The sequence below is a fragment of the Citrobacter enshiensis genome (genome assembly GCF_029338175.1).
Classification (GTDB): domain Bacteria; phylum Pseudomonadota; class Gammaproteobacteria; order Enterobacterales; family Enterobacteriaceae; genus Citrobacter_D; species Citrobacter_D enshiensis.
The window spans coordinates 1559577-1582695 of the sequence record NZ_CP119862.1; the positions used below are offsets into that span (position 1 = coordinate 1559577).

Annotated in this window: 19 protein-coding genes and 1 pseudogene; 11 read left to right on the forward strand and 9 right to left on the reverse strand. The window is 52.9% G+C overall.

Features of this window, described 5'->3' with window-relative positions:
* Position 1: 1 nt before the first annotated feature.
* Positions 2-1141, reverse strand: a complete 1140-nt coding sequence (arnB, locus tag P2W74_RS07525; RefSeq protein ID WP_276295142.1) for a UDP-4-amino-4-deoxy-L-arabinose aminotransferase — start codon at positions 1139-1141, stop codon at positions 2-4.
* A gap of 292 nt (positions 1142-1433) precedes the next feature.
* On the opposite strand from arnB, the gene P2W74_RS07530 reads away from it, so the two are divergent.
* Positions 1434-2039 (forward strand): histidine phosphatase family protein, encoded by a 606-nt coding sequence (locus P2W74_RS07530; RefSeq protein WP_276294531.1) that lies wholly within the window; start codon positions 1434-1436, stop codon positions 2037-2039.
* Between the two features lie 72 nt (positions 2040-2111).
* Here P2W74_RS07530 and nudI read toward each other — a convergent pair whose 3' ends face one another.
* On the reverse strand, positions 2112-2537 hold the full coding sequence (gene nudI / locus P2W74_RS07535; protein WP_276294532.1) for a nucleoside triphosphatase NudI: 426 nt from the start codon (positions 2535-2537) through the stop codon (positions 2112-2114).
* 273 nt (positions 2538-2810) lie between these two features.
* On the opposite strand from nudI, the gene P2W74_RS07540 reads away from it, so the two are divergent.
* The 7 genes from P2W74_RS07540 (at position 2811) to P2W74_RS07570 (ending at position 10361) form a co-directional block, all read left to right on the forward strand.
* Entirely contained in the window at positions 2811-3353 is a 543-nt protein-coding gene (locus P2W74_RS07540) for a YfaZ family outer membrane protein (RefSeq protein WP_276294533.1), read from the forward strand.
* 129 nt (positions 3354-3482) lie between these two features.
* Positions 3483-4679, forward strand: coding sequence for a nicotinamide mononucleotide deamidase-related protein YfaY (locus P2W74_RS07545; protein ID WP_276294534.1), 1197 nt, complete (start codon positions 3483-3485; stop codon positions 4677-4679).
* A gap of 201 nt (positions 4680-4880) precedes the next feature.
* Positions 4881-5663, forward strand: a complete 783-nt coding sequence (locus P2W74_RS07550; protein ID WP_276294535.1) for an IclR family transcriptional regulator — start codon at positions 4881-4883, stop codon at positions 5661-5663.
* A 14-nt stretch (positions 5664-5677) separates the two neighbouring features.
* Complete coding sequence (gene rhmD / locus P2W74_RS07555) at positions 5678-6883, forward strand: L-rhamnonate dehydratase (RefSeq protein ID WP_276294536.1); 1206 nt, start codon at positions 5678-5680, stop codon at positions 6881-6883.
* Between the two features lie 56 nt (positions 6884-6939).
* On the forward strand, positions 6940-8229 hold the full coding sequence (locus tag P2W74_RS07560) for an MFS transporter (protein WP_276294537.1): 1290 nt from the start codon (positions 6940-6942) through the stop codon (positions 8227-8229).
* A gap of 25 nt (positions 8230-8254) precedes the next feature.
* Positions 8255-9058 (forward strand): 2-keto-3-deoxy-L-rhamnonate aldolase, encoded by an 804-nt coding sequence (yfaU, locus tag P2W74_RS07565; protein WP_276294538.1) that lies wholly within the window; start codon positions 8255-8257, stop codon positions 9056-9058.
* Between the two features lie 145 nt (positions 9059-9203).
* Positions 9204-10361, forward strand: a complete 1158-nt coding sequence (locus P2W74_RS07570; protein ID WP_276294539.1) for an integrase core domain-containing protein — start codon at positions 9204-9206, stop codon at positions 10359-10361.
* 76 nt (positions 10362-10437) lie between these two features.
* Here P2W74_RS07570 and glpC read toward each other — a convergent pair whose 3' ends face one another.
* From glpC to glpA, 3 genes are read right to left on the reverse strand one after another with little or no spacing between them, the layout of a single operon-like run.
* On the reverse strand, positions 10438-11628 hold the full coding sequence (gene glpC, locus P2W74_RS07575; RefSeq protein WP_276294540.1) for an anaerobic glycerol-3-phosphate dehydrogenase subunit GlpC: 1191 nt from the start codon (positions 11626-11628) through the stop codon (positions 10438-10440).
* Entirely contained in the window at positions 11625-12884 is a 1260-nt protein-coding gene (glpB, locus tag P2W74_RS07580) for a glycerol-3-phosphate dehydrogenase subunit GlpB (protein ID WP_276294541.1), read from the reverse strand. The genes glpC and glpB overlap by 4 nt, the downstream gene beginning before the upstream one ends.
* Entirely contained in the window at positions 12874-14502 is a 1629-nt protein-coding gene (gene glpA / locus P2W74_RS07585; protein ID WP_276294542.1) for an anaerobic glycerol-3-phosphate dehydrogenase subunit A, read from the reverse strand. Before glpA ends, glpB begins: the two co-directional genes overlap by 11 nt.
* 270 nt (positions 14503-14772) lie before the next feature.
* Here glpA and glpT point away from each other — a divergent pair.
* The 3 genes and pseudogenes from glpT to inaA all read left to right on the forward strand — a co-directional run bounded on the left by glpT (position 14773) and on the right by inaA (position 18150).
* Positions 14773-16131 (forward strand): annotated as a pseudogene (glpT, locus tag P2W74_RS07590) (glycerol-3-phosphate transporter).
* Between the two features lie 4 nt (positions 16132-16135).
* The gene (gene glpQ, locus P2W74_RS07595) at positions 16136-17212 is read left to right on the forward strand and encodes a glycerophosphodiester phosphodiesterase (RefSeq protein ID WP_276294543.1); all 1077 of its coding nucleotides are present in this window, start codon (positions 16136-16138) and stop codon (positions 17210-17212) included.
* Between the two features lie 287 nt (positions 17213-17499).
* Positions 17500-18150 (forward strand): lipopolysaccharide kinase InaA, encoded by a 651-nt coding sequence (inaA, locus tag P2W74_RS07600; RefSeq protein ID WP_276294544.1) that lies wholly within the window; start codon positions 17500-17502, stop codon positions 18148-18150.
* A gap of 6 nt (positions 18151-18156) precedes the next feature.
* On the opposite strand, the gene yfaE is transcribed toward inaA, so the two are convergent.
* The 4 genes from yfaE to ubiG all read right to left on the reverse strand — a co-directional run bounded on the left by yfaE (position 18157) and on the right by ubiG (position 23011).
* Positions 18157-18411, reverse strand: coding sequence for a class I ribonucleotide reductase maintenance protein YfaE (gene yfaE / locus P2W74_RS07605; protein ID WP_162379175.1), 255 nt, complete (start codon positions 18409-18411; stop codon positions 18157-18159).
* Positions 18411-19541 (reverse strand): class Ia ribonucleoside-diphosphate reductase subunit beta, encoded by a 1131-nt coding sequence (nrdB, locus tag P2W74_RS07610; RefSeq protein WP_276294545.1) that lies wholly within the window; start codon positions 19539-19541, stop codon positions 18411-18413. The genes yfaE and nrdB overlap by 1 nt, the downstream gene beginning before the upstream one ends.
* A 122-nt stretch (positions 19542-19663) precedes the next feature.
* Complete coding sequence (nrdA, locus tag P2W74_RS07615) at positions 19664-21949, reverse strand: class 1a ribonucleoside-diphosphate reductase subunit alpha (RefSeq protein WP_276294546.1); 2286 nt, start codon at positions 21947-21949, stop codon at positions 19664-19666.
* A 333-nt stretch (positions 21950-22282) separates the two neighbouring features.
* Entirely contained in the window at positions 22283-23011 is a 729-nt protein-coding gene (ubiG, locus tag P2W74_RS07620; protein ID WP_276294547.1) for a bifunctional 2-polyprenyl-6-hydroxyphenol methylase/3-demethylubiquinol 3-O-methyltransferase UbiG, read from the reverse strand.
* Positions 23012-23119 lie beyond the last annotated feature (108 nt).

Consider the following 23119-nt stretch of genomic DNA (forward strand, 5'->3'; position numbering starts at 1 on the left):
ATTATTGTCCTACCAGCTGTTGAAGCGCCGTAATGACGCGGTCAGTATCATCGGAAGTCATATCAGGAAATAACGGCAGTGAGCAGATGCGGGCGCTGTTCCATTCGGTATTCGCAAGCGTCAGATTTTTGAAATGCTCACGGTAATATTTTTGCGTATGGGCGGCCCGGAAATGTAAACCCGTACCAATTCCCCTGGCCTTAAGCGCTTCCATTAACGCATCCCGATGCATGCCACAACGCGTTTCATCTACGCGGATAATAAACAGATGCCAGGCATGAACGTGCGCCCAGGAAGGCAGGGCCAGCGGCTGAAAGGGGGTATTCGCCAGCGCCTGTTGATAGCGCAGGGCAATCTCCGCCCGACGGGCATTAAGTTGCTCCAGCTTATGCAGCTGTACCAGGGCGATAGCCGCATTAATATCGGTCAGATTGTATTTAAACCCGGGGGCGAGGACTTCAGCCTGTGGTGCCCGGCCATAGGTTTGTCGGTCATAGGCATCAACGCCAAGCCCGTGAAACTTAAGGCTGCGAAGCTGTTGGGCGAGTGCAGTGTTATCCGTGACAATTAACCCGCCTTCCGCGCAGGTGACGTTTTTGATGGCGTGGAAGGAGAAAATGGCGGTGCCCCGCCAGCCGACATGATGCCCCTTATACTGGGTGCCTGTAGCATGGGCCGCGTCTTCAATAATCGGAATACCATAACGCTCACCAATGGCGTAAATAGCGTCCATATCGGCCGGTGCGCCCGCGTAATGTACCGGGATAATCGCTTTGGTGCGCGGCGTGATCGCTGATTCGATTTGCTCTGGTGTGACCATCAACGTGTCGCTGTCAATATCGATCATCACGGGCGTCGCGCCCAGCAACACGATCATGTTAAGTGTGGAAACCCAGGTCATTGACGGCGTAATCACCTCGTCGCCTGCGCCGATGCCAAGCGCCATTAACGTGATGTGCATTCCTGCGGTGGCAGAACTCACGGCAATGGCGTGTTGGTTTCCCGTTAGCGTACAGAAGGCGTCTTCTAACGCCTGGTTTTTGGGACCGGTTGTGATCCATCCAGAGTCAAGAACTTCCCGGACTGCAGCAAGTTCTTCCTCACCCATCGCTGGGCGAGAAAAAGGCAAAAAGTCAGACATCATATTTCCTTTAGCCATGAATCGCCGTCACCTGCTTATTTTTAAAGAGGATAGATAGCAGAATGTAAGGTTAGTTATTTCATTTGGTCATGTAGATTAAAGATTGAATATTAATTTAACCTTAAGAACTTAAGATAGATGAAAAATAATAAAATATTTTTGTTTTTATCTGTTTATCTTTTGCCTTTGCCATTTTTTTAAGGCATTTTGCGCACATTCTGGTTTTATTATCGAGCTGGCCTGAATCTGTCCTGATGGGTTGGTTTATCTGTTTCGATGGGTGGAAATTATCGTGTTAGCATTAACCCTAAGTTCAGTGAAGTCTAAAAAATATATCGCCATCCTGATGATGGTATTTGTTATTCTGGCTGGACTGAGTACCCGGTTAGCCTGGAGCAGTAACGGACTGCAACAAATCGACAACGAGACGTTAGCGGCAATCGCACAGCATCATCCCGTCGTCGTGTTATTCCGCCATGCTGAGCGCTGCGATCGCTCAAGTAACGAATGCCTGTCGGACAAAGCGGGCATCACCGTTAACGGGGCGAATAATGCCAGAGAACGTGGCAATGCGTTTAGCGCGAAGATTAAAGATTATGATCTCTACTCCAGCGATGCGATACGCACTATCCAGTCAGCCACCTGGTTTTCTGCTGACAAAACGGTCACTGTCGATAAAAATATGCAGGAATGCGGTCACAGTATTTACCGTTCAATTGAGGAATTACAGGCAAAGTCACAGAATAAAAATGTGGTGATATTTACGCACAATCATTGTTTGGCTTATATTGCAAAAGATAAACGCGGCGTTAAATTTGAACCTGACTATCTGGATGCGCTGGTAATGCATTCCGAGAATGGAAAGTTGATACTGGATGGTGAACTCGTTTCCAGATAAATGGAACGTATGAGGTTATTATGACAGCGTGGGAAATATCGTTATAATAACCTCTGAATATGTCGGGTCTGATTACAACAGACCTTTTAACGATAACGTTTTACGGGTGGCGACATTGAGGTCATAGCCTGCAAGGTCTTCCGGTTTTACCCACGCCCAATCCTGGAACTCTTCATTAATCTGTACATCACGATTCGCTGAAATGCAGTCAAAAATAAGATAAATCATATAGATTTCTTCCTGGCGACCATCCGCATACGTCTTGGTGCGAATATCATCGCTGAACGTCCAGGGGGTAATATCGGTCAGAACTAATTGCTCGCCAAGTTCTTCCCTGACCTCCCGGCGCAGGGCCTCTTCGATACGTTCACCTGGCTCAACGCCGCCGCCGGATAGCGCCCACTGGCCGGGAAATACGCCACGATCGTCGGCCATTTTGCATAATAGATAACAGCCATCATTCTGAATTAACGGGCAAACAATAGTCCTTTGACGCATCAATATATTCCTTGCAGGAGAGGGGGAAGGGCAGATAAAGAATACGGGAGCCGGAGCACCTGTGGAAGCGGTTATTTTGCCGCAAAGATCGTCACAGCAAAGTTATTGTTTCTATTGGGTTAAGGTTCGTAACATTTTAGCAATGCCATGAGTAGTATTTGGTTACAATATGCTATCGGATCGCTTTTTTAGATCATTGATTCCTGAGGTACTGGCAGTACAATCCTGCGGTTTTGGGTTCTTAAATTTATTTGCTTGCTGGAAAGGGAAAAAATGAAAAAAAGCGTTTTATTCGGTCTTGCTGGGATGCTGCTTGTTTCTGCGTCGGCGAATGCGATCAGTATTAGCGGCCAGGCTGGCGAAGAGTACACTAACCTCGCTGTTGGTATCGGTACTGAATCTTCCGGACTGGCGTTGAGCGGTAACTGGATGCACAGCGATGACGACGGCGATACGGCGGGCCTTGGCCTTGGCGTGAACATCCCGTTGGGACCGTTTATGGCGACAGTTGGCGGAAAAGGTCTTTGGACCAACCCGCAAGATAGCGATGAAGGTTATGCTGCCGCGGTAGGCGGTGGTTTACAGTGGAAGATCGGCCAAAACTTTAACCTGTTTGGCGAGTATTACTACTCTCCGGACTCGCTCTCCAGCGGAATTGAGAGCTATGAAGAGGCAAATGCAGGCGCGCGTTTAAACATTCTGCGTCCGCTGAGCATCGAAGCCGGATACCGTTATCTGACCCTGACAGGTAAAGACGGTGCTCCTGATAATACGATTGCTGATGGCCCGTATGTTGGGGTGAGTGCCAGCTTCTGATCCTGATGGCGCGACGCCCGTCGCGCCTGCTTTATGCTGTTCATCCTTTTCCCTCCTCTTCGTTTCTTACCCCCTCTCTGTGCGCGTTGCGTTATATACTCCTCATACTTCAAGTTGCAGGAGAACACGATGTTAAACGTGGAGATGTTATCCACCGGGGATGAAGTGTTGCACGGACAAATCGTGGACACTAACGCCGCCTGGCTGGCTGATTTTTTCTTTAATCAGGGATTGCCGTTATCACGCCGAAATACGGTGGGTGATAATCTTGACGATCTGGTGGCGGTATTACGCGAACGTAGCGAACATGCCGACGTGCTCATCGTCAACGGTGGTCTGGGGCCAACCAGCGATGATCTAAGTGCGCAGGCCGCGGCGACGGCAAAAGGTGAAGGGCTGGTGCTTCATGAGGCCTGGTTGGCGGAAATGGAACGTTTCTTCCGCGAGCGCGGGCGGGTCATGGCGCCTGCCAACCGCAAGCAGGCTGAACTGCCTGCCAGCGCCGAGTTTATCAATAACCCGGTGGGGACGGCGTGCGGATTCGCCCTGAAGCTCAATCGTTGTCTGATGTTTTTTACGCCAGGCGTCCCGTCTGAATTTAAGGTGATGGTCGAACATGAAATTCTGCCGCGTTTGCGTGAGCGTTTTTCACTGTCTGAACCTCCGCTTTGTCTGCGTTTGACTACGTTCGGGCGCTCGGAAAGCGACCTCGCGCAGAGTCTTGATTCGCTGACGCTGCCGCCTGGGGTCACGATGGGGTATCGATCGTCGATGCCGATTATTGAGCTGAAACTCACCGGACCTGACACGCAGCGAGAAGCGATGCAGGCGATATGGCCGCAGGTCAAACGTGTCGCCGGGCAAAGCATGATTTTTGAAGGCACCGAAGGATTACCTGCGCAAATTGCCCATTGCTTACAGGAGAGTCAACTGAGTCTGACCCTGAGTGAGCAATATACTGGCGGCCTGTTAGCGCTTCAGCTATCACGAGCGGGCGCGCCGTTGCTTGCCAGCGAAGTGGTGCCCTCTCAGGAAGAAACGCTGGCTCAGACCGCGCACTGGGCGACGGAGCGACGTAGCAAACACTACGCCGGGCTGGCATTAGCCGTCTCTGGCCTCGAAAACGAACACCTCAATTTTGCGCTGGCGACGCCGGAAGGCACGTTTGCTTTACGTGTGCATCTCAGTGCCAATCGGCACAGTTTGCAGGTGCGTCAGGAGGTCTGCGCCATGATGGCGTTGAACATGCTACGTCGCTGGTTAAACGGGATGGACATCGCCAGCGAACATGGATGGATTGAGGTGGTTGAATCGCTGACGGTATAGCATTTTTCGGGAAGGTTCTTCGCCTTCCCGTCCTTTCAGTCCAATCTGTTGTACTCTTTGTGAAAATATCCGTGCTCTGTTTCACAGTTTCTTTCGAAAATCTTCCATTCCTTTGGAAGAAAAGGGGGATTTGACGCGCTTCACAATTTTACTCACGCTGACCGATCACACTGATTCCAGTATCTCAGACTGGAGTCCAGTATGTTGGAATCAAGCAAAGTACCTGCCCTGACCCGGGCTATCGATATTCTCAATCTCATTGCGCGCATCGGTCCATGCAGTGCCGCAACAATGATTGAAACGCTGGGTATTCCGAAAAGTACGGCCTACCTGCTGTTGAATGAGCTGAAACGCCAACGTTTTATCAGCATCGATTACCAGGAAAACTACTGCCTGTGGACCAAACTGGTCGAACTCTCTGGACACGCCCTAAGTAAAATGGATTTGCGCGAGTTGGCGCGTCCTCGTTTGACACAGTTGATGGATGAAACCGGGCTGCTTTGCCATCTGGGAATCATCGATCATGAAAGTGCGTACTACATACTGAAAGTGGAGTCGCCCTCCACGATTAGCGTGCGCTCCCATGAGGGGAAAAGCCTTTCGCTTTATCGTTCTGGGATCGGCAAATGCTTGTTAGCCTGGCAACCCGCCTCCGTCCGTCAAACCATTATCGACCAACTGGTATGGGAACAGACGACGTCCACCACTATCGCTCATCCGCAACAGCTGAACGACGAGCTTGAACGCATCCGCCAACGCGGGTGGAGCTTTGATAACGGTGAAGATTACCCGGATGTTCGCTGCGTTGCGGCACCCGTATTTAACGCCAGCAACGCGCTGACTGCCGCGATTTCGGTGGTTGGCACCCGTTTAGAAATTAACGAAGAGAACCGTGATTATCTGGCAGGGAAGGCAATTGCCTGCGCCAGGGATATTTCACGCCTGTTGGGATGGAAAAGTCCCTTCGACACACTCGCATCATAAGAATGGAGAACATCATGACCCTACCAAAGATTAAACAGGTCCGTGCCTGGTTTACTGGCGGCGCAACGGCGGATAAAGGCGCTGGCGGCGGTGATTATCACGATCAGGGCGCTAACCACTGGATTGACGATCATATTGCCACCCCAATGAGCAAATATCGCGAATACGAACAATCGCGCCAGTCTTTCGGCATTAATGTGCTGGGGACGCTGATTGTCGAAGTGGAAGCTGAAAACGGACAAACCGGATTTGCAGTTTCAACGGCAGGCGAGATGGGCTGTTTCATTGTCGAAAAACATCTCAACCGTTTTATTGAAGGTAAATGCGTTAGCGATATCAAACTTATTCACGATCAGATGCTCGCCGCGACCCTGTACTACTCTGGCTCCGGCGGTCTGGTGATGAATACCATCTCTTGTGTGGATCTGGCGTTGTGGGATCTGTTTGGCAAAGTGGTGGGACTGCCGGTCTACAAACTGTTGGGCGGTGCGGTACGTGATGAAATCCAGTTCTATGCCACTGGCGCGCGCCCGGACCTGGCCAAAGAGCTGGGGTTCATTGGCGGGAAAATGCCGACGCACTGGGGTCCCCATGACGGTGATGCAGGGATCCGCAAAGATGCCGCGATGGTGGCTGACATGCGAGAGAAATGTGGACCTGATTTCTGGTTGATGCTCGACTGCTGGATGAGCCAGGACGTCAATTATGCCACTAAACTGGCTCATGCTTGCGCACCGCACAACCTGAAGTGGATCGAAGAGTGCCTGCCGCCGCAGCAATATGAAGGCTATCGCGAACTGAAGCGTAACGCCCCGGCGGGCATGATGGTGACCAGTGGTGAACACCACGGTACGTTGCAGTCTTTCCGTACGCTGTCGGAAACCGGCATTGATATCATGCAGCCTGATGTGGGCTGGTGTGGTGGGTTAACTACGCTGGTGGAAATTGCCGCTATCGCCAAATCGCGCGGACAACTGGTGGTGCCACATGGCTCATCGGTCTACTCGCACCACGCAGTCATTACCTTCACAAACACCCCGTTCAGCGAATTCCTGATGACCAGCCCGGATTGTTCAACCATGCGTCCGCAGTTTGATCCCATCCTGCTGGATGAGCCGGTGCCGGTAAATGGCCGCATCCATAAGTCAGTCCTCGATAAACCCGGATTCGGCGTCGAGCTTAACCGCGACTGCAATCTGAAACGCCCTTATAGCCACTAATGATCCGTGCGTTGCCGCTATAACGGCAACGCCCTCATTTCTTTGAGGAACTTGCTATGAGTACTACTTTACTTGACGGTGTCGTGAAGAAAAATCGTGCGCGTTTGATTCCCTTTATGCTGGCACTCTACGTGCTGGCCTTTCTTGACCGTTCAAACATTGGCTTTGCCAAAGAAACCTATCAGATCGACACCGGGCTGAGTAATGAGGCCTATGCATTAGGGGCAGGAATTTTCTTCGTGGTGTACGCCTTTCTTGGCGTTCCGGCCAACCTGTTGATGCGTAAATTCGGGGCCAGAACCTGGATTGGCACCACCACGCTGCTGTGGGGATTTCTCTCCGCCGCGATGGCGTGGGCCGACACCGAAGCGAAATTCCTGATTATTCGTACCCTGCTGGGTGCGGCTGAGGCGGGTTTTTTCCCCGGGATGATCTATCTGACGTCGCAATGGTTCCCGCAGCGTAACCGCGCCAGCATTATGGGGCTGTTTTACATGGGGGCACCGCTGGCGTTGACGCTGGGGTCACCACTTTCTGGCGCTTTGCTGGAGATGCACGGCTTCATGGGGCATCCGGGCTGGTTCTGGATGTTCGTTATCGAAGGTCTACTGGCGATCGGGGCGGGAGTGTTCACTTTCTTCTGGCTTGACGATACTCCGCAGCAGGCGCGTTTCCTCAACAGCGCAGAAAAATCGGTGCTTCTTAGCCAACTGGCCAGTGAAGAAGAGAAAAAGGTCACCTCTAAGCTTTCGGATGCGCTGCGTAATGGGCGCGTTTGGCAACTGGCGATTATCTATCTGACCATTCAGGTGGCGGTGTATGGCCTGATCTTCTTCCTGCCGACACAGGTCGCCGCGCTGTTAGGCACCAAAGTGGGCTTTACCGCATCGGTGGTGACGGCGATTCCATGGGTGGCCGCGTTGTTTGGTACCTGGTTGATTCCCCGATACTCCGACCGCACCGGGGACCGCCGTAATGTGGCTGCGTTGACACTGCTGGCGGCGGGCATCGGCATCGGCGTGTCCGGGCTTGCGTCTCCGGTGCTGGCGATCCTGGCCCTGTGTGTGGCGGCGGTGGGTTTTATTGCCGTACAGCCCGTGTTCTGGACCATGCCGACACAACTGCTTTCCGGTACCGCACTGGCTGCAGGCATTGGCTTTGTGAATCTGTTTGGTGCCGTGGGTGGCTTTATTGCTCCCATCCTGCGCGTGAAGGCTGAAACGTTGTTCGCCAGCAATGCGGCAGGTCTGCTGGTTCTGGCAGGCGTTGCCGTGATGGGTTCACTGATTATCTTTACGTTAAGTGTGAACCGTTCTACTTCGCCTGCAGGTGCTGCGAATCATTAATCTTATCTACGTTGTAAGGATCACTATGAACGCATTGTTATCGAACCCTTTCAAAGAAGGATTACGCAAAGGGGAAGTACAGATTGGCCTGTGGCTCAGTTCGACAAGCTCCTACATAGCGGAAATTGCGGCGACGTCGGGTTACGACTGGCTATTGATTGATGGCGAACACGCGCCGAATACGGTGCAGGATCTCTATCACCAGTTGCAGGCGATAGCGCCGTATGCCAGTCAGCCGGTTATCCGCCCCGTTGAAGGGGGGAAAAGTTTAATTAAGCAGGTGCTGGATATCGGTGCGCAGACGCTGCTGATTCCAATGGTGGATAGCGCAGAACAGGCGCGTCAGGTGGTGTCCGCTACCCGTTATCCTCCGTTAGGCGAACGCGGTGTCGGGGCCAGCGTAGCACGTGCGGCTCGCTGGGGACGGATCGAAAATTATATGGCGCAGGCTAATGAGTCGCTGTGTCTGCTGGTGCAGGTCGAAAGCAAAACGGCGCTGGAAAATCTGGACGCTATCCTCGATGTTGACGGGATCGACGGTGTCTTTATCGGCCCGGCGGACCTCTCTGCATCGTTAGGTTATCCGGATAATGCCGGACATCCGGAGGTGCAGAGTATCATTGAGGCAAGTATCCGTCGCATCCGTGCTGCCGGGAAAGCGGCGGGTTTTCTCGCTGTCGACCCGGCAATGGCAAAAAAATGCCTGTCATGGGGGGCTAATTTTGTCGCGGTTGGTGTTGATACCATGCTCTATACCGAGGCGCTGGAGCGCCGGTTGGCGATGTTCAGGTCTGGCCCCGCCGAGCAAACGATGAAAACCAGTTACTGAGAAAATGCCTGATGGCGCTTCGCTTATCAGGTCTGAGGTCGATATGTTGCCCGGTAAGCGTTGGGTATGAACCGGAAACATGGGTAACACTTTAGACCGGAAACATGGGTAACAGTTATAACTGGCATAGAAGAGGAGACTCCCTATGCCCTGGACTGAGACCCGACCTATGCAACGCCTTGATTTTATCCGTGCCTGCCATGCAGGTACGGACTCCTTTTCTGCCCTGTGTCGTCTCTTCGGCATCAGTCGCAAGACCGGCTACAAATGGCTTGAACGCTTCGACCCTTCTGACCCCTCATCCCTCTTTGACCGTTCACGTGCTCCACACTCTCATTCCCGGACAGTTCCGGACGATATCATCAGTCAACTGTCCGCTCTGCGGCAAAAGCACCCTGACTGGGGTCCAAAAAAACTGCGGATGTGGTGCCTCAACCACCCGGTGGACTTTGCCGTACCGGCTGCCAGCACCATCGGCGACATTCTTAAACGAGAGGGACTGGTGCCGGATAAAAAACGAAAACGCAGAACACCGGGAAATCGCCAGCCGCTGACGACTATCAGTGCAAACAATCAGGTCTGGAGCGCTGATTTTAAAGGCAAGTTCAGACTGCTGAGCAGGGAGTACTGCCATCCCTTCACCCTGACCGATAACCACAGCCGGTATCTTCTGAGCTGCCGCGGAACATACCGTGAGAGCGAGTCCTTCGTCAGGCAGTGCCTGACGGATGCGTTCCTGGAATACGGACTCCCGGATGTGCTCAGAACGGACAACGGGCAGCCGTTCGCAGGAACGGGTATCGCCGGGTTAAGCCGCCTCGCGGTCTGGCTAATAAAGCTGGGCGTCAGACCGGAACGTATCCGGCTGGGACATCCGGAGGAAAATGGTCGTCATGAGCGAATGCACCGTTCTCTGAAGAGTGCGCTGAAGCTCGGAAACACCTTCATGACGATGGAAGAACAACAGCGATGGTTCAGTGACTACCGTGAAGAGTTTAACTATGAAAGGCCGCATGAAGCACTGGCTGGCGCAACGCCCGGAACGGTGTGGCAACCCTCGAGCCGACAGTGGGATGGCAGAGTTCCTGAATATGTTTATCCGGCAGAAGGTATGGTCTACAGGGTGAAATCGAGAGGAACACTGTATATGGGTAAAAAGGGGACGGTGTTCCTGAGTGAAGCGCTGACTGGCGAGTACATTATGCTGAAAGAACAAAATGATGGCCTGGAGGCCATCATCTTTAATGGGATAACGCTTGCGTACTACGACCGAAAAACCCAGAGTGTGCTCCGGATAGACTAGAAAGTGTTACCTATGTTCCCGGTCTGATCTGTCACCTATGTATCCGGTCATACAGTTGCGCCACCGGGCAACATACTTAACCCAGCGCCTGCGCTAACAGCGTGATCGGGTGCTCGCAGCGTTTGCTGGTGGACATCTCGATTTGCCATTTACAGGTTTCGCAGTCGGTGACCACGATATCTGCGCCGCTTTCTTCAATCTGCTGAAACAGCGGGGCGCCGATAGACTGCGATGTTGGGTAGTTTTCCTTTTTAAAGCCGTACGTACCGGCAATCCCGCAACACTGGGAATCCAGCACGGTTAATTCCAGTCCCGGAATTTGACGCAGTAACTCCAGCGTGTAGAGCGTCCAGCCCATTTTTTCCATATGGCACGGAGTGTGGTAGACCACTTTGAGCGGTAGCGTTTTCAGCGGCAGGGTTTTCCCTTCATCCAGTTTGCGCCACAGCCAGCGGGTTGCCAGCTCAATGTGCTCACGCAAGCCCGCGTTATCCACGTCCAGCACTTCGGGATACTCATCGCGCAGGGCAAAGGTACAGGTTGAAGAGGTGGCAATTACCGGAATGCCTTTCACACCGATGGCTTCGCGCAGCGACTCAACATTGGTGACCGCCTGTTTGCGCGCTTTGTCGGTAAAACCATTGGCGATCAGCGGCACGCCACAGCATTTCTCTTTACTCAGTAACTGCACGCCAGTGCCCATCGCATTGAGCACCTTAATCAAATCCTTACCCAGCTGCGGATGGTTGTAGTTAACGAAGCAGCCGTGGAAGAAAGCGACCTGATCTTTGTATTGCGATTGTTGCGCCGCCACGCTGCGGTACCAGCGACGGAAAGTACCAAAGGAGTATTTCGGCAATGTGCGGCGATGATCGATTTTCAGCGCATAATCGAGCAACTGACGCACGGGTTTCAGCGATGTGGCGGTATTCACCACCGGCGCGAACGGCGTGGAGACGCTGCCCATCAGGTCGGTGTGGCTCAGAATAAAGTTACGCAGCGACGGGCGCGTGGTGTCATATTTCGCGCGTGCGCGTTGGATGATATCGCCAATTTTGACGTCCGACGGACAGGCCACTTCACAACGCTTGCAGTTGATACAGTATTTCAGCGCTTCGTCATACAGCGCACCGTCTTTCAGGCGCAGACGCTCACCATCCGGTCCGGCCTGTTTGGGGCCAGGATAGCTGGGATTGACCCGACTCACCGGGCACGCGGTGGTGCACACCGTGCATTTGATACAACTTTCAAAACGCGTGTCGCTCATTGCTGGCCTCCTGCACGTTCTGCTATTTGATGAGCGGCATGTAATGCGCTGACTGCGCATACGCCGCCGCCACAGCCCTGGGCGATAGGGTCGAAACCACCGAGCACTGAACCCACGGCAAACAGGTTCTCTACTGTTTTACCTGCAAGTGATGGCCGGAGCGCGCTATCGGTGGTGACGCCAAACTGTTGCCATGGCTGTGGGTCAAAGAAATCACGTTGATACCATTCGGCGCGGGTTGCCGTTTGTTGAACATCCAACCCGAGAATAGGTTCGCGAATACCCTCGCGACCGGCCACCAGGCCACTGCTAAAGAAACTGCCGCTGGCGAGCACCGCAAAGCGAGGACGCAGCGGAATATCGGCATGGTTGCGGGTCCAGATTTCGCTCACGACGCCATTTTTGCAGGTCACTTTTTTCACTTCATCACCCGGCATCCAGATCCCGCCCTGGCGCACGAACTGACGCTGCAGTTGGTTGTGCAGACGCATTCCCAGAACGGATGGCGGCAGGGTGGGGAGTAGCGTCAGCGAGCAGGGCAGCTGTTCATTGAGCCAGCGCCAGAGCGTATCGTCTACCAGTCCGAAGCAGGCGGGCATGATGATCATCTCGCCGGATTTCGCGATCGGTAGCAACGCTTCATACAAAAGCTGCCACTTCTCTTTGTTATCCAGCAAGCGCGCGATATTCACCGCGCGAAATTCGGTCGGGTTATCGCGCAGGACATCCAGTTCGGGGAGTTCAATTTCTGCGGTTTCTACCTCCAGGCCGGACTGACGCAAAGACGCGGCCGCAAGGTGCGCCTGAAAATCCAGCAGGCCGCTGATCCCCACCACACGAATGCGTTGGGCGGCAAGCGGCCAGACGGGCACTTCCGGCGAACTGAGCCAGGTCGTCCGCAAGGTGCCCAGCGGTGTGACACGCTGATGCGCTTGCAAAACGTCGCCGTGTAAACGGGCGCCGCACGCTTCCAGCAAGTCCTGCGCTTGTTGCGCCAGAGTCAGCACATGTTGTGTGCCGATGGTGGAGTAGGGGTGAGCAGGCGCTTGCGCCTGCAATAATTGCAGACCCGTTTTGATATCGGTAACGGGCTGACCATCCGGCAACGTGCTCAGGAGATCCAACGAACCGGAGGAAAAATGCAGCGCGCTTTGACCACGGGTGACGATAGCGCAGCGTAGCCCGCTTTTTTGCAGTTGCAGGCCGCACAGTAATCCGGCGAGACCTCCGCCCATAATGACCGTATCAAATTTCATTCTGCTGCTCCTTCTCCAGGCCGCATAATCCCTGATAAACCCAGCGGGTGAATTCACTCTCGCGCAGTGCGTCACCCCAGGCAATAGGTTGTACCCCTTTCCAGCGTTCGTTGAGGAATTCAGAAAGCTGGGTGATAGATTGCGCGGCGGTGGTGACATTAAAACGTTGCAGCAGACCGGCGGCACGACAGGCGCACAGTTCGCCCTGACAGGTTCCCATTCCCACCCGGGTTCGACGGCGTAAATCCAGCAGGCTGTTCACCGTTAAATTTTCGACTGCGTACTGAACTTCACCGGCAGTGACCGCTTCGCATTCACAGACCAGGCTGCGATGCTGACGCCCTTCGCTGAGCCATGCTGGCGTGCGATCGCCATGGCGATAGACGGCAGAACCGCGCAACGGTGCGGGCAGGGAAATGATGCGGCGTAGCGTATTTTCAGTGGGTTCCTGCGAGCCAGGCAGCGCGGTTTGCGCCGTGACGCAGGGACGGCTGTTGCCCAGTTTGCGGCAAACGGCGTCGGTTGCCCATTCCGCCATCAGGCGGTAGGTCATCAACTTCCCGCCGGTAATGGTGATAAACCCGTCCAGACCATCACGTTGGGCGTGGTCAAACAGCACGATGCCACGGCTGACGTTACGCCCGCTCGGATCATCGTCACTGGCGACCAGCGGACGCACACCGGAGTATGCGCGTAGAATGCGCGTTTTCGCCATCACCGGAGCCAGCTTTTCACCTTCACGCAGCAGGATATCAACCTCTTCGGCGGTAACGCGGTTGCTGTCAATCTCGTTGTAATCGATATGTGTCGAGGTCGTACCGATGAGTGAAATGGTATCGCCCGGGACCAGAATATCGGCATCGGACGGTTTACGGCAGCGGTTGATCACATGCTGGTTAATACGGTGATCCATGATCAGCAGCGAGCCTTTCGCCGGGAACATGCGGATACTGAGGTCGGCATACTCGGCGATGCGCTGACCCCAAATGCCGGCGGCGTTCACCACGACCGGTGCGTGCAGAGACTGGGTTTCGCCTGTCAGATGGTTGCGCACGTTGACGCCACACACCGTTGCCCCTTCGCGAATTAACCCGGTCACCTCGTGCGCTGTCAAAATGGTTGCGCCATGCTCTTTCGCGTCCAGCATGTTGGCGGCGGTCAAGCGGAAAGGATCAACCGTGCCATCCGGCACTTTGACAGCGCCAATCAGCGCGGGGTTTACCGCAGGTTCAATGATCCTCGCCTGTTGGGGATCGATCGCCTCAGCGCGGATCCCGGCCTCTTCACAGGCGCGAATAAAGGTGGCCTGAAAGGATAATTCATCTTCGGGCAGGGTAATAAAAAGGCCGTCGGTCGGCTCTACGCAATGGCGAGCGATCCTTTTCAGGATCTGATTTTCGCTAATACACTCGCGGGCGGATTCGGCATCCGTCACCGCGTAACGCGCGCCGCTGTGCAGCAGCCCGTGGTTACGGCCTGTTGCACCGGTGGCGATGTCATGGCGCTCTACCAGAATGACGCGTAATCCGCGCAACGCACAGTCACGGGCGATCCCTGCACCCGTGGCCCCTCCGCCAATGATAATCACGTCACTTGATTGCGAGTCGCGCGTTTTCATTGTTTTTCCTCATTGTTCGTTTTTTTATCATTTAGCCACATAAAAATCATGGTTTGTTTGATTTCGCGCATAATCGCGCATTATTCGAAAATGAAACGTGATTCCGTGCGCCTTTTTGAACATTTGTCATAATTCCGTAACAATATGTGCTGTAATTCACATTAACGCCATGTATCTTTCCTTAACATCGCGGCCACACTGGGAGCAGAGGGGCTGTTTGAACGAACTGCGGTGTCTATCTCAAACTAAATACGGCCACGGAGGCTACATATGTTAAGTATTTTTAAACCCGCGCCGCATAGTGCGCGTTTGCCAGCGGCGGAGATCGACCCGACGTATCGTCGGTTGCGCTGGCAAATATTCTTGGGGATTTTCTTTGGTTACGCTGCGTACTATCTGGTACGTAAGAACTTTGCCCTGGCGATGCCGTATCTGGTCGAGCAGGGCTTTTCCCGTGGCGATCTTGGTTTTGCCTTGTCCGGGATCTCTATCGCCTATGGTTTTTCAAAGTTCATCATGGGGTCAGTTTCTGACCGTTCGAATCCGCGCGTGTTCCTGCCTGCGGGCCTGATACTGGCGGCGGCAGTGATGTTGTTCATGGGCTTTGTACCGTGGGCAACGTCCAGTATCGCCATTATGTTCGTTCTGTTATTCCTCTGCGGCTGGTTCCAGGGGATGGGATGGCCGCCGTGTGGCCGCACGATGGTGCACTGGTGATCACAGAAAGAGCGTGGCGGAATTGTTTCTGTCTGGAACTGCGCGCATAACGTGGGCGGCGGTATTCCACCGCTGCTGTTCCTGCTGGGGATGGCCTGGTTTAACGACTGGAAAGCAGCGCTTTACATGCCGGCGTTCGGTGCGATTGTTATCGCGCTCTTTGCCTTTGCGCTGATGCGTGATACGCCGCAATCCTGTGGCTTACCGTCTATCGAAGAGTACAAAAACGACTATCCGGACGATTACAACGAAAATGCAGAAGAAGAGCTGACGGCGAAGCAAATCTTTATGCAGTACGTGTTGCCGAACAAACTGTTGTGGTACATCGCGATTGCTAACGTGTTTGTGTATCTGCTGCGCTACGGCATCCTCGACTGGTCGCCGACCTATCTGAAGGAAGTGAAACATTTCGCGCTGGATAAATCCTCCTGGGCTTACTTCCTTTATGAATATGCCGGTATCCCGGGCACGCTGCTGTGCGGCTGGATGTCGGATAAAGTCTTCCGTGGTAACCGTGGGGCAACAGGCGTGTTCTTTATGACGCTGGTGACTATCGCCACTATCGTTTACTGGATGAACCCGGCGGGTAATCCTGGTGTGGACATGGCGTGTATGATCGTTATCGGCTTCCTTATCTATGGTCCGGTCATGCTGATTGGTTTGCACGCCCTGGAACTGGCGCCGAAAAAAGCGGCAGGTACGGCGGCGGGCTTTACCGGCTTGTTCGGTTATCTGGGTGGTTCCGTGGCGGCGAGCGCCATTGTGGGTTACACCGTTGACTTCTTCGGCTGGGATGGCGGCTTCATGGTGATGATCGGCGGCAGCGTGCTGGCGGTTATTCTGCTCGTTGTTGTGATGATTGGAGAAAAACGTCATCACGAAGAGCTGACGCTGAAACGCAGCGGGGGTTAATCAAATGAAAACGACGCTGAAAAACCTGAGTATGGCGCTGATGATGGCCGGAATGGTAATGGGAAGCAGCGCTGTTGCAGCTGACAACAGCGACAAAATTGTGATCGCGCATCGCGGCGCCAGCGGCTATCTGCCTGAGCATACGTTGCCAGCCAAAGCCATGGCGTATGCGCAAGGCGCAGATTATCTGGAACAGGATTTGGTGATGACAAAGGACGACCATTTGGTCGTCCTCCATGACCATTATCTTGACCGGGTCACCGACGTTGCCGAACGTTTTCCAGACCGTGCGCGTAAAGACGGTCGTTACTACGCCATCGACTTCACGCTGGATGAAATTAAGTCGCTGAAATTTACCGAAGGCTTCGACATTGAAAACGGTAAGAAAGTGCAGACTTATCCAGGGCGTTTCCCGATGGGTAAATCTGATTTCCGTGTTCATACCTTTGAAGAAGAGATCGAGTTTGTTCAGGGATTGAATCACTCGACCGGTAAGAACATCGGTATTTATCCGGAAATGAAAGCACCGTGGTTCCATCACCAGGAAGGGAAGGACATCGCGGCGAAGACGCTGGAGGTACTGAAAAAGTACGGTTACACCGGTAAAAAGGATAACGTGTATTTGCAGTGTTTTGATGTGGCGGAACTGAAGCGCATCAAACATGAGCTGGAACCGAAAATGGGGATGGATCTCAACCTGGTTCAGCTGATTGCGTACACTGACTGGAACGAAACACAGCAGAAACAGGCGGACGGCAGTTGGGTGAATTACAACTACGACTGGATGTTTACGCCAGGTGCGATGAAGCAAATCGCGGAATATGCTGATGGCATCGGCCCAGACTACCATATGCTGGTTGACGAAAAGTCTAAGAAAGGGAATATCCGGCTGACAGGCATGGTACAGGACGCTCATCAGAATAAGATGGTGGTGCATCCTTTTACCGTTCGTGCTGACCAGCTTCCGGACTATGCGACTGACGTAAACCAGCTTTACGACATTCTGTATAACCAGGCCGGTGTTGACGGGTTGTTCACCGACTTCCCGGATAAAGCGGTCATGTTCCTGAATAAAAAATAACGGCTCGCGCGGATAGTGCATCGAAACTGCACCCCAAAGGTGGAAAGTCCACTGAGTAAGGTGCAGTTTTTTTTGAGTCAAAGGTTGCTAATGAATTATCTGAGTCAGCCTGATAATCATCATCATTTGAAATACACTTCGATTATGAATGAAATAAATTATGGGGAGCATGCTTGCGTTTTACGCAGAAATCCATTATTCAGCACGAATATCTTAAGATTTACTTAACTTAAACATTTATATTACCGCCTGAATTATTATCGGATCAGAATAACGGGCGGTAGGGTATGGCATTGTCAGCAACACACAACGAATTTAAGCGCTGGTGGGCAACGGAAGGGGATTGGGTAGAAGAACCTAACTACCGTCGTAATGGCATGAGCGGTGTGCAGTGCGTGGAGCGTAATGGCAAAAAAGTCTATGTTAAGCGCATGACCCAACATCTGTTCCACTCTGTCCGTTATCCTTTTGGTCGCCCGACCATTGTTCGTGAAATCGCGGTAATTAAAGAGTTGAAAAGCGCGGGCGTTATCGTGCCTGAGATCATCTACGGCGAAGCGACAAAGGTGGATGGTGAATGGCGTGCGCTGCTGGTCACAGAAGACATGGCGGGCTTTATCAGTATCGCTGACTGGTATCATCAACATGCCGAGACGCCGTTTCCTGATGATGTGCGTGAAGCCATGCTGAAAGCTGTGGCTGTCGCCTTTAAAAAGATGCACAGCGTGAATCGCCAGCATGGGTGCTGCTACGTTCGCCACATCTACGTGAAAACTGACGGTACGGTTGAGGCCGGTTTCCTGGATCTTGAAAAAAGTCGCCGTCGTTTACGTCGCCATAAAGCGGCTAATCATGATTTTTCACAGCTGGAAAAGTATCTTGATCCGATCCCGAAAGCGGACTGGGAGCAAGTGAAGGCGCATTACTACGCGCTGTAACGCGCGCTACATTTCAAGTTCGATATCTCCTCTTGCCTTGCAACAGCAGGGCAAGATTTCCCCTGGCTGAACAAAGGCCAGAGGCTCTGCAATCCAGTCAACCTGACCTGCGACCAGTCGAATTCGGCAGGAGCCGCAATAACCTTCCCGGCACTGATACTCAACGTTGACGTTATGCGATTCGAGCGCGGTGAGCAGGGAAGGGTGTTCATCCTGGCACAGCAACTGTGTGCCAGTGATGCGAAGAGTAACGCGTCCCATCAGAGCTGGAAGTTGCTCAGGTCGTCGGTGTCGACTTCGGCGTCGATTTGCCCGACCAGGTAAGAGCTGACTTCGACTTCCTGCGGCGCCACCTGCACGTTATCAGAGACCAGCCAGGTGTTGATCCAGGGGATCGGGTTTGAGCGCGTTTTAAAGGGCAGATCCAACCCAACCGCCTGCATACGAATATTCGTGATGTACTCGACGTACTGACACAGAATATCTTTATTCAGACCGATCATTGAGCCGTCGCGGAACAGATAATCCGCCCACTCTTTTTCCTGCTGCGCGGCCAGCACAAACAGGTCGTAGCACTCTTGCTGACACTCTTGTGCAATTTCCGCCATTTCCGGATCGTCGACACCGCTGCGTAGCAGATTAAGCATATGCTGTGTCCCGGTGAGGTGCAGGGCTTCATCGCGGGCGATCAGACGAATGATTTTGGCGTTACCTTCCATCAATTTGCGTTCTGCGAAGGCAAAAGAGCAGGCAAAGCTGACATAGAAACGGATGGCTTCCAGGGCGTTAACGCTCATCAGGCACAGGTACAGCTGTTTTTTCAGCGCGCGCAGATTGACGGTCACGGTTTTGCCGTTCACGTTATGCGTGCCTTCGCCCAGAAGATGCCAGTAGCTGGTCATCTCAATCAATTTATCGTAGTAATGCGAAATACCTTCCGCCCGTTTCTGAATCTGCTCGTTAGTGACGATATCGTCAAAAACAATGGCCGGTTCGTTAACGATATTACGAATAATATGGGTGTACGAACGGGAGTGGATCGTCTCGGAGAAGGCCCATGTTTCTACCCAGGTTTCCAGCTCAGGAATGGAAATGAGCGGCAGGAGCGCCACGTTTGGGCTACGTCCCTGGATAGAATCCAGCAATGTCTGATACTTCAGGTTGCTGATGAAAATATGTTTTTCGTGATCGGGTAAGGACTGGTAGTCGATACGATCGCGAGAAACGTCAACCTCTTCCGGACGCCAGAAAAAAGAGAGCTGCTTTTCGATCAGCTTTTCGAAGATGTCATATTTTTGCTGATCGTAGCGTGCCACGTTGACCGGCTGACCGAAAAACATCGGCTCTTTGAGCTGGTCGTTTTTCGTCTGTGAAAAAGTGGTATATGCCATTGAAGTAAGTCCTGTAGGAGTGTAATGCCGGGTGGCGCTTCGCTTATCCGGCCTACAACGCCTCGAAATGTTTTGTAGGCCGGATAAGGCGGTTACGCCGCCCTCCGGCAAAAGGCAAAAAATTAAATCTTACATGCGCCGCTTTCGCAGCCGTCATCCTGAATAGAAGGCGCCAGATCGTCCTGCGCATCTTCTGCACCGTCACGCGTGTTGTGATAGTACAGCGTTTTCACGCCAAATTTATAGGCGGTAAGCAGGTCTTTCAACAACTGTTGCATCGGCACTTTGCCTGACGGGAAACGCGTCGGGTCGTAGTTGGTATTGGAGGAAATCGCCTGATCGATAAATTTCTGCATGATGCCCACCAGTTGCAGGTAACCGTCGTTATTCGGCATTTCCCACAGCAGCTCATACGCGTCTTTCAGCGATTCATAATCAGGTACAACCTGGCGCAGCACGCCATCCTTCGAGGCCTTGATACTGACATGACCGCGCGGTGGCTCAATACCGTTGGTGGCATTGGAGATCTGCGAAGAGGTCTCGGACGGCATCAGGGCTGAAAGCGTGGAGTTACGCAGACCAAAGGTCTTGATGGACTCACGCAGGGCTTCCCAGTCAAGGTGCAGCGGTTCATTGACGACCGCATCGAGATCTTTCTTATAGGTGTCGATCGGCAGGATCCCTTGCGCGTAGGTGGTTTCGTTAAACCACGGGCAGGCGCCTTGCTCTTTCGCCAGTTCGTTGGAGGCTTTCAGCAGGTAATACTGAATGGCTTCAAATGTTTTGTGCGTCAGGTTATTGGCGCTGCCATCTGAGTAGCGCTTGCCGTTTTTCGCCAGCCAGTAGGCGTAGTTGATCACGCCAATACCGAGAGTACGACGACCCATCGCGCCACGTTTGGCTGCAGGGATCGGGTAGTCCTGATAGTCCAGCAGCGCATCCAGCGCACGAACGGCCAGCACGGCCAGCTCTTCCAGTTCATCCAGGCTATTGATTGCGCCCAGATTGAACGCTGAAAGGGTACACAGCGCGATTTCACCGTTCTCATCGTTGACGTCAGTCAGCGGTTTGGTCGGCAGTGCGATTTCCAGACACAGGTTGGACTGGCGTACTGGCGCAACCTGAGGATCGAACGGGCTGTGGGTGTTGCAGTGGTCGACGTTCTGAATATAGATACGGCCCGTAGAAGCACGCTCCTGCATCATCAGGGAGAACAATTCAACGGCTTTAACACGCTGCTTACGGATGCTGTCATCATTTTCGTATTGCACGTACAGACGCTCGAACTCGTCCTGGTCGGCAAAGAACGCGTCGTACAGGCCGGGAACGTCGGACGGGCTGAACAGCGTGATGTCGCCGCCTTTCAGCAGACGGGTATACATCAGTTTGTTGATCTGTACGCCGTAGTCCATGTGACGCACGCGGTTGCCTTCAACGCCGCGGTTGTTTTTCAGCACCAGCAGGCTTTCGACTTCCAGATGCCACATCGGGTAGAACAGCGTTGCCGCACCGCCGCGCACGCCGCCCTGAGAGCAGGACTTCACTGCCGTCTGGAAGTGTTTGTAGAACGGGATACAGCCGGTGTGGAATGCTTCACCGCCGCGAATCGGGCTACCCAGCGCACGGATGCGACCGGCGTTGATACCGATACCGGCACGCTGGGAAACGTATTTCACAATTGCGCTGGAGGTCGCATTGATGGAGTCCAGGCTGTCGCCGCACTCGATCAGCACACAGGAGCTGAACTGACGCGTCGGGGTACGCACGCCAGACATGATCGGCGTGGGCAGAGAAATCTTGAACGTGGAGACCGCGTCGTAAAAACGTTTGACGTATTCGAGACGGGTTTCACGCGGATAGTTAGAGAACAGGCAAGCCGCAACCAGAATATAGAGGAACTGCGCGCTTTCGTAGATTTCACCGGTGACACGGTTTTGTACCAGGTATTTACCTTCTAACTGCTTCACTGCGGCGTAGGAGAAGGTCATATCGCGGTCATGCACGATAAACGAATCCATCTGCTTGAACTCTTCTTCCGTGTAGTCTTCCAGCAGATGATTGTCGTATTTACCCATCTCAACCATTTTAACCACATGATCGAACAGTTTGGGCGGTTCAAACTCACCGTACGCTTTTTTACGCAGATGGAAGATCGCCAGACGCGCAGCCAGATACTGATAATCCGGTGCGTCGCGCGAGATCAGATCCGCAGCAGCTTTGATGATCGTTTCGTGAATATCGGAGGTCTTAATACCGTCGTAAAATTGAATGTGGGAGCGCAGTTCAACCTGAGAAATCGATACGTTATTCAGTCCTTCTGCCGCCCAATCCAGAACTCGGTGGATTTTGTCGAGATTGATGCGCTCTGTACTACCATCACGCTTTGTCACCAGCAGACTCTGATTCATGTTTTACCTGTCCGTGAAAGAAAAAATATCCCCTGGCTTATCCACTTGTGACTAACTCTGTGGATAAATACTATATATAGGGGTTGGGTGTTAAATGAAACGCTATATGGTGAGTATTCTAGTAGGGATTCTTTTCAGTACAAGAGTTGATTTTGAGGTTAAATTGAGGTTGCAAAAGGGTGATAATCGCTAAGTGCGCGTCTTATAAGGCCTGGAGGCCATGTCAATAATTCGCAAAAAAAAAGAAAATTTGATCGAGTGCTGATTTCTTCGACGAAGAAAAAGATTGCGCCTTATGATGCAGCGCAATCTTTATAAGAATAGTTGATGACGTTAGTCGTTTTTCGCCGTTGTATGCAACATATAGTTAACATCAACGCCTGGGCCTAATTTGAACGTGTTGGTGATCGGATTGTAGTGCAACCCGGTCATGTGACGTTCTTTGAGCTCAGTCTGATCAACCCAGCTTAACAGTTCAGCAGGTTTAATAAATTTTTTCACATCGTGCGTACCTTTGGGCACCATGCGCAAAATATATTCAGCGCCCACAACGGCCATTAACCAGGATTTCCCGTTGCGATTCAGCGTGGAGAAAAAGACCTCGCCGCCGGGTTTCACTAACTGCGCGCACGCCCTTACGACCGATTGCGGATCAGGAACATGCTCCAGCATTTCCATACAGGTCACGACATCGTACTGATGCGCATGTTTCGCTGCGTGTTCCTCGACGGTTTCCTGCACGTATTCCACCTGGATACCGCTTTCCAGCGCATGCAACTTTGCCACCTGCAGCGGCTCAAAGCCCATATCGAGACCGGTGACCGTTGCGCCTTCACGCGCCATGCTCTCTGCCAGAATGCCCCCGCCACAACCGACATCGAGCACCTTTTTACCAAACAGGCCGCCTGAGCGCTCGGCAATGTAGCCCAGACGCAAAGGGTTAATGCGGTGCAGAGGCTTAAATTCTCCCTCAAGATCCCACCAGCGCGACGCGACTGCTTCAAACTTGGCAATTTCTTCATGGTCAACGTTGTGGGTTACCGGGGGTTTTTCGGCATTCATGGGTGCTTCTACTCCTTATTTGGCAAGACAGATGAGTATATCAGCCTGACGGGACGAATAAAGCCTCTCGAGGAGGCAATCCGTTTACCTGTATTAGCGTGGTTGTGT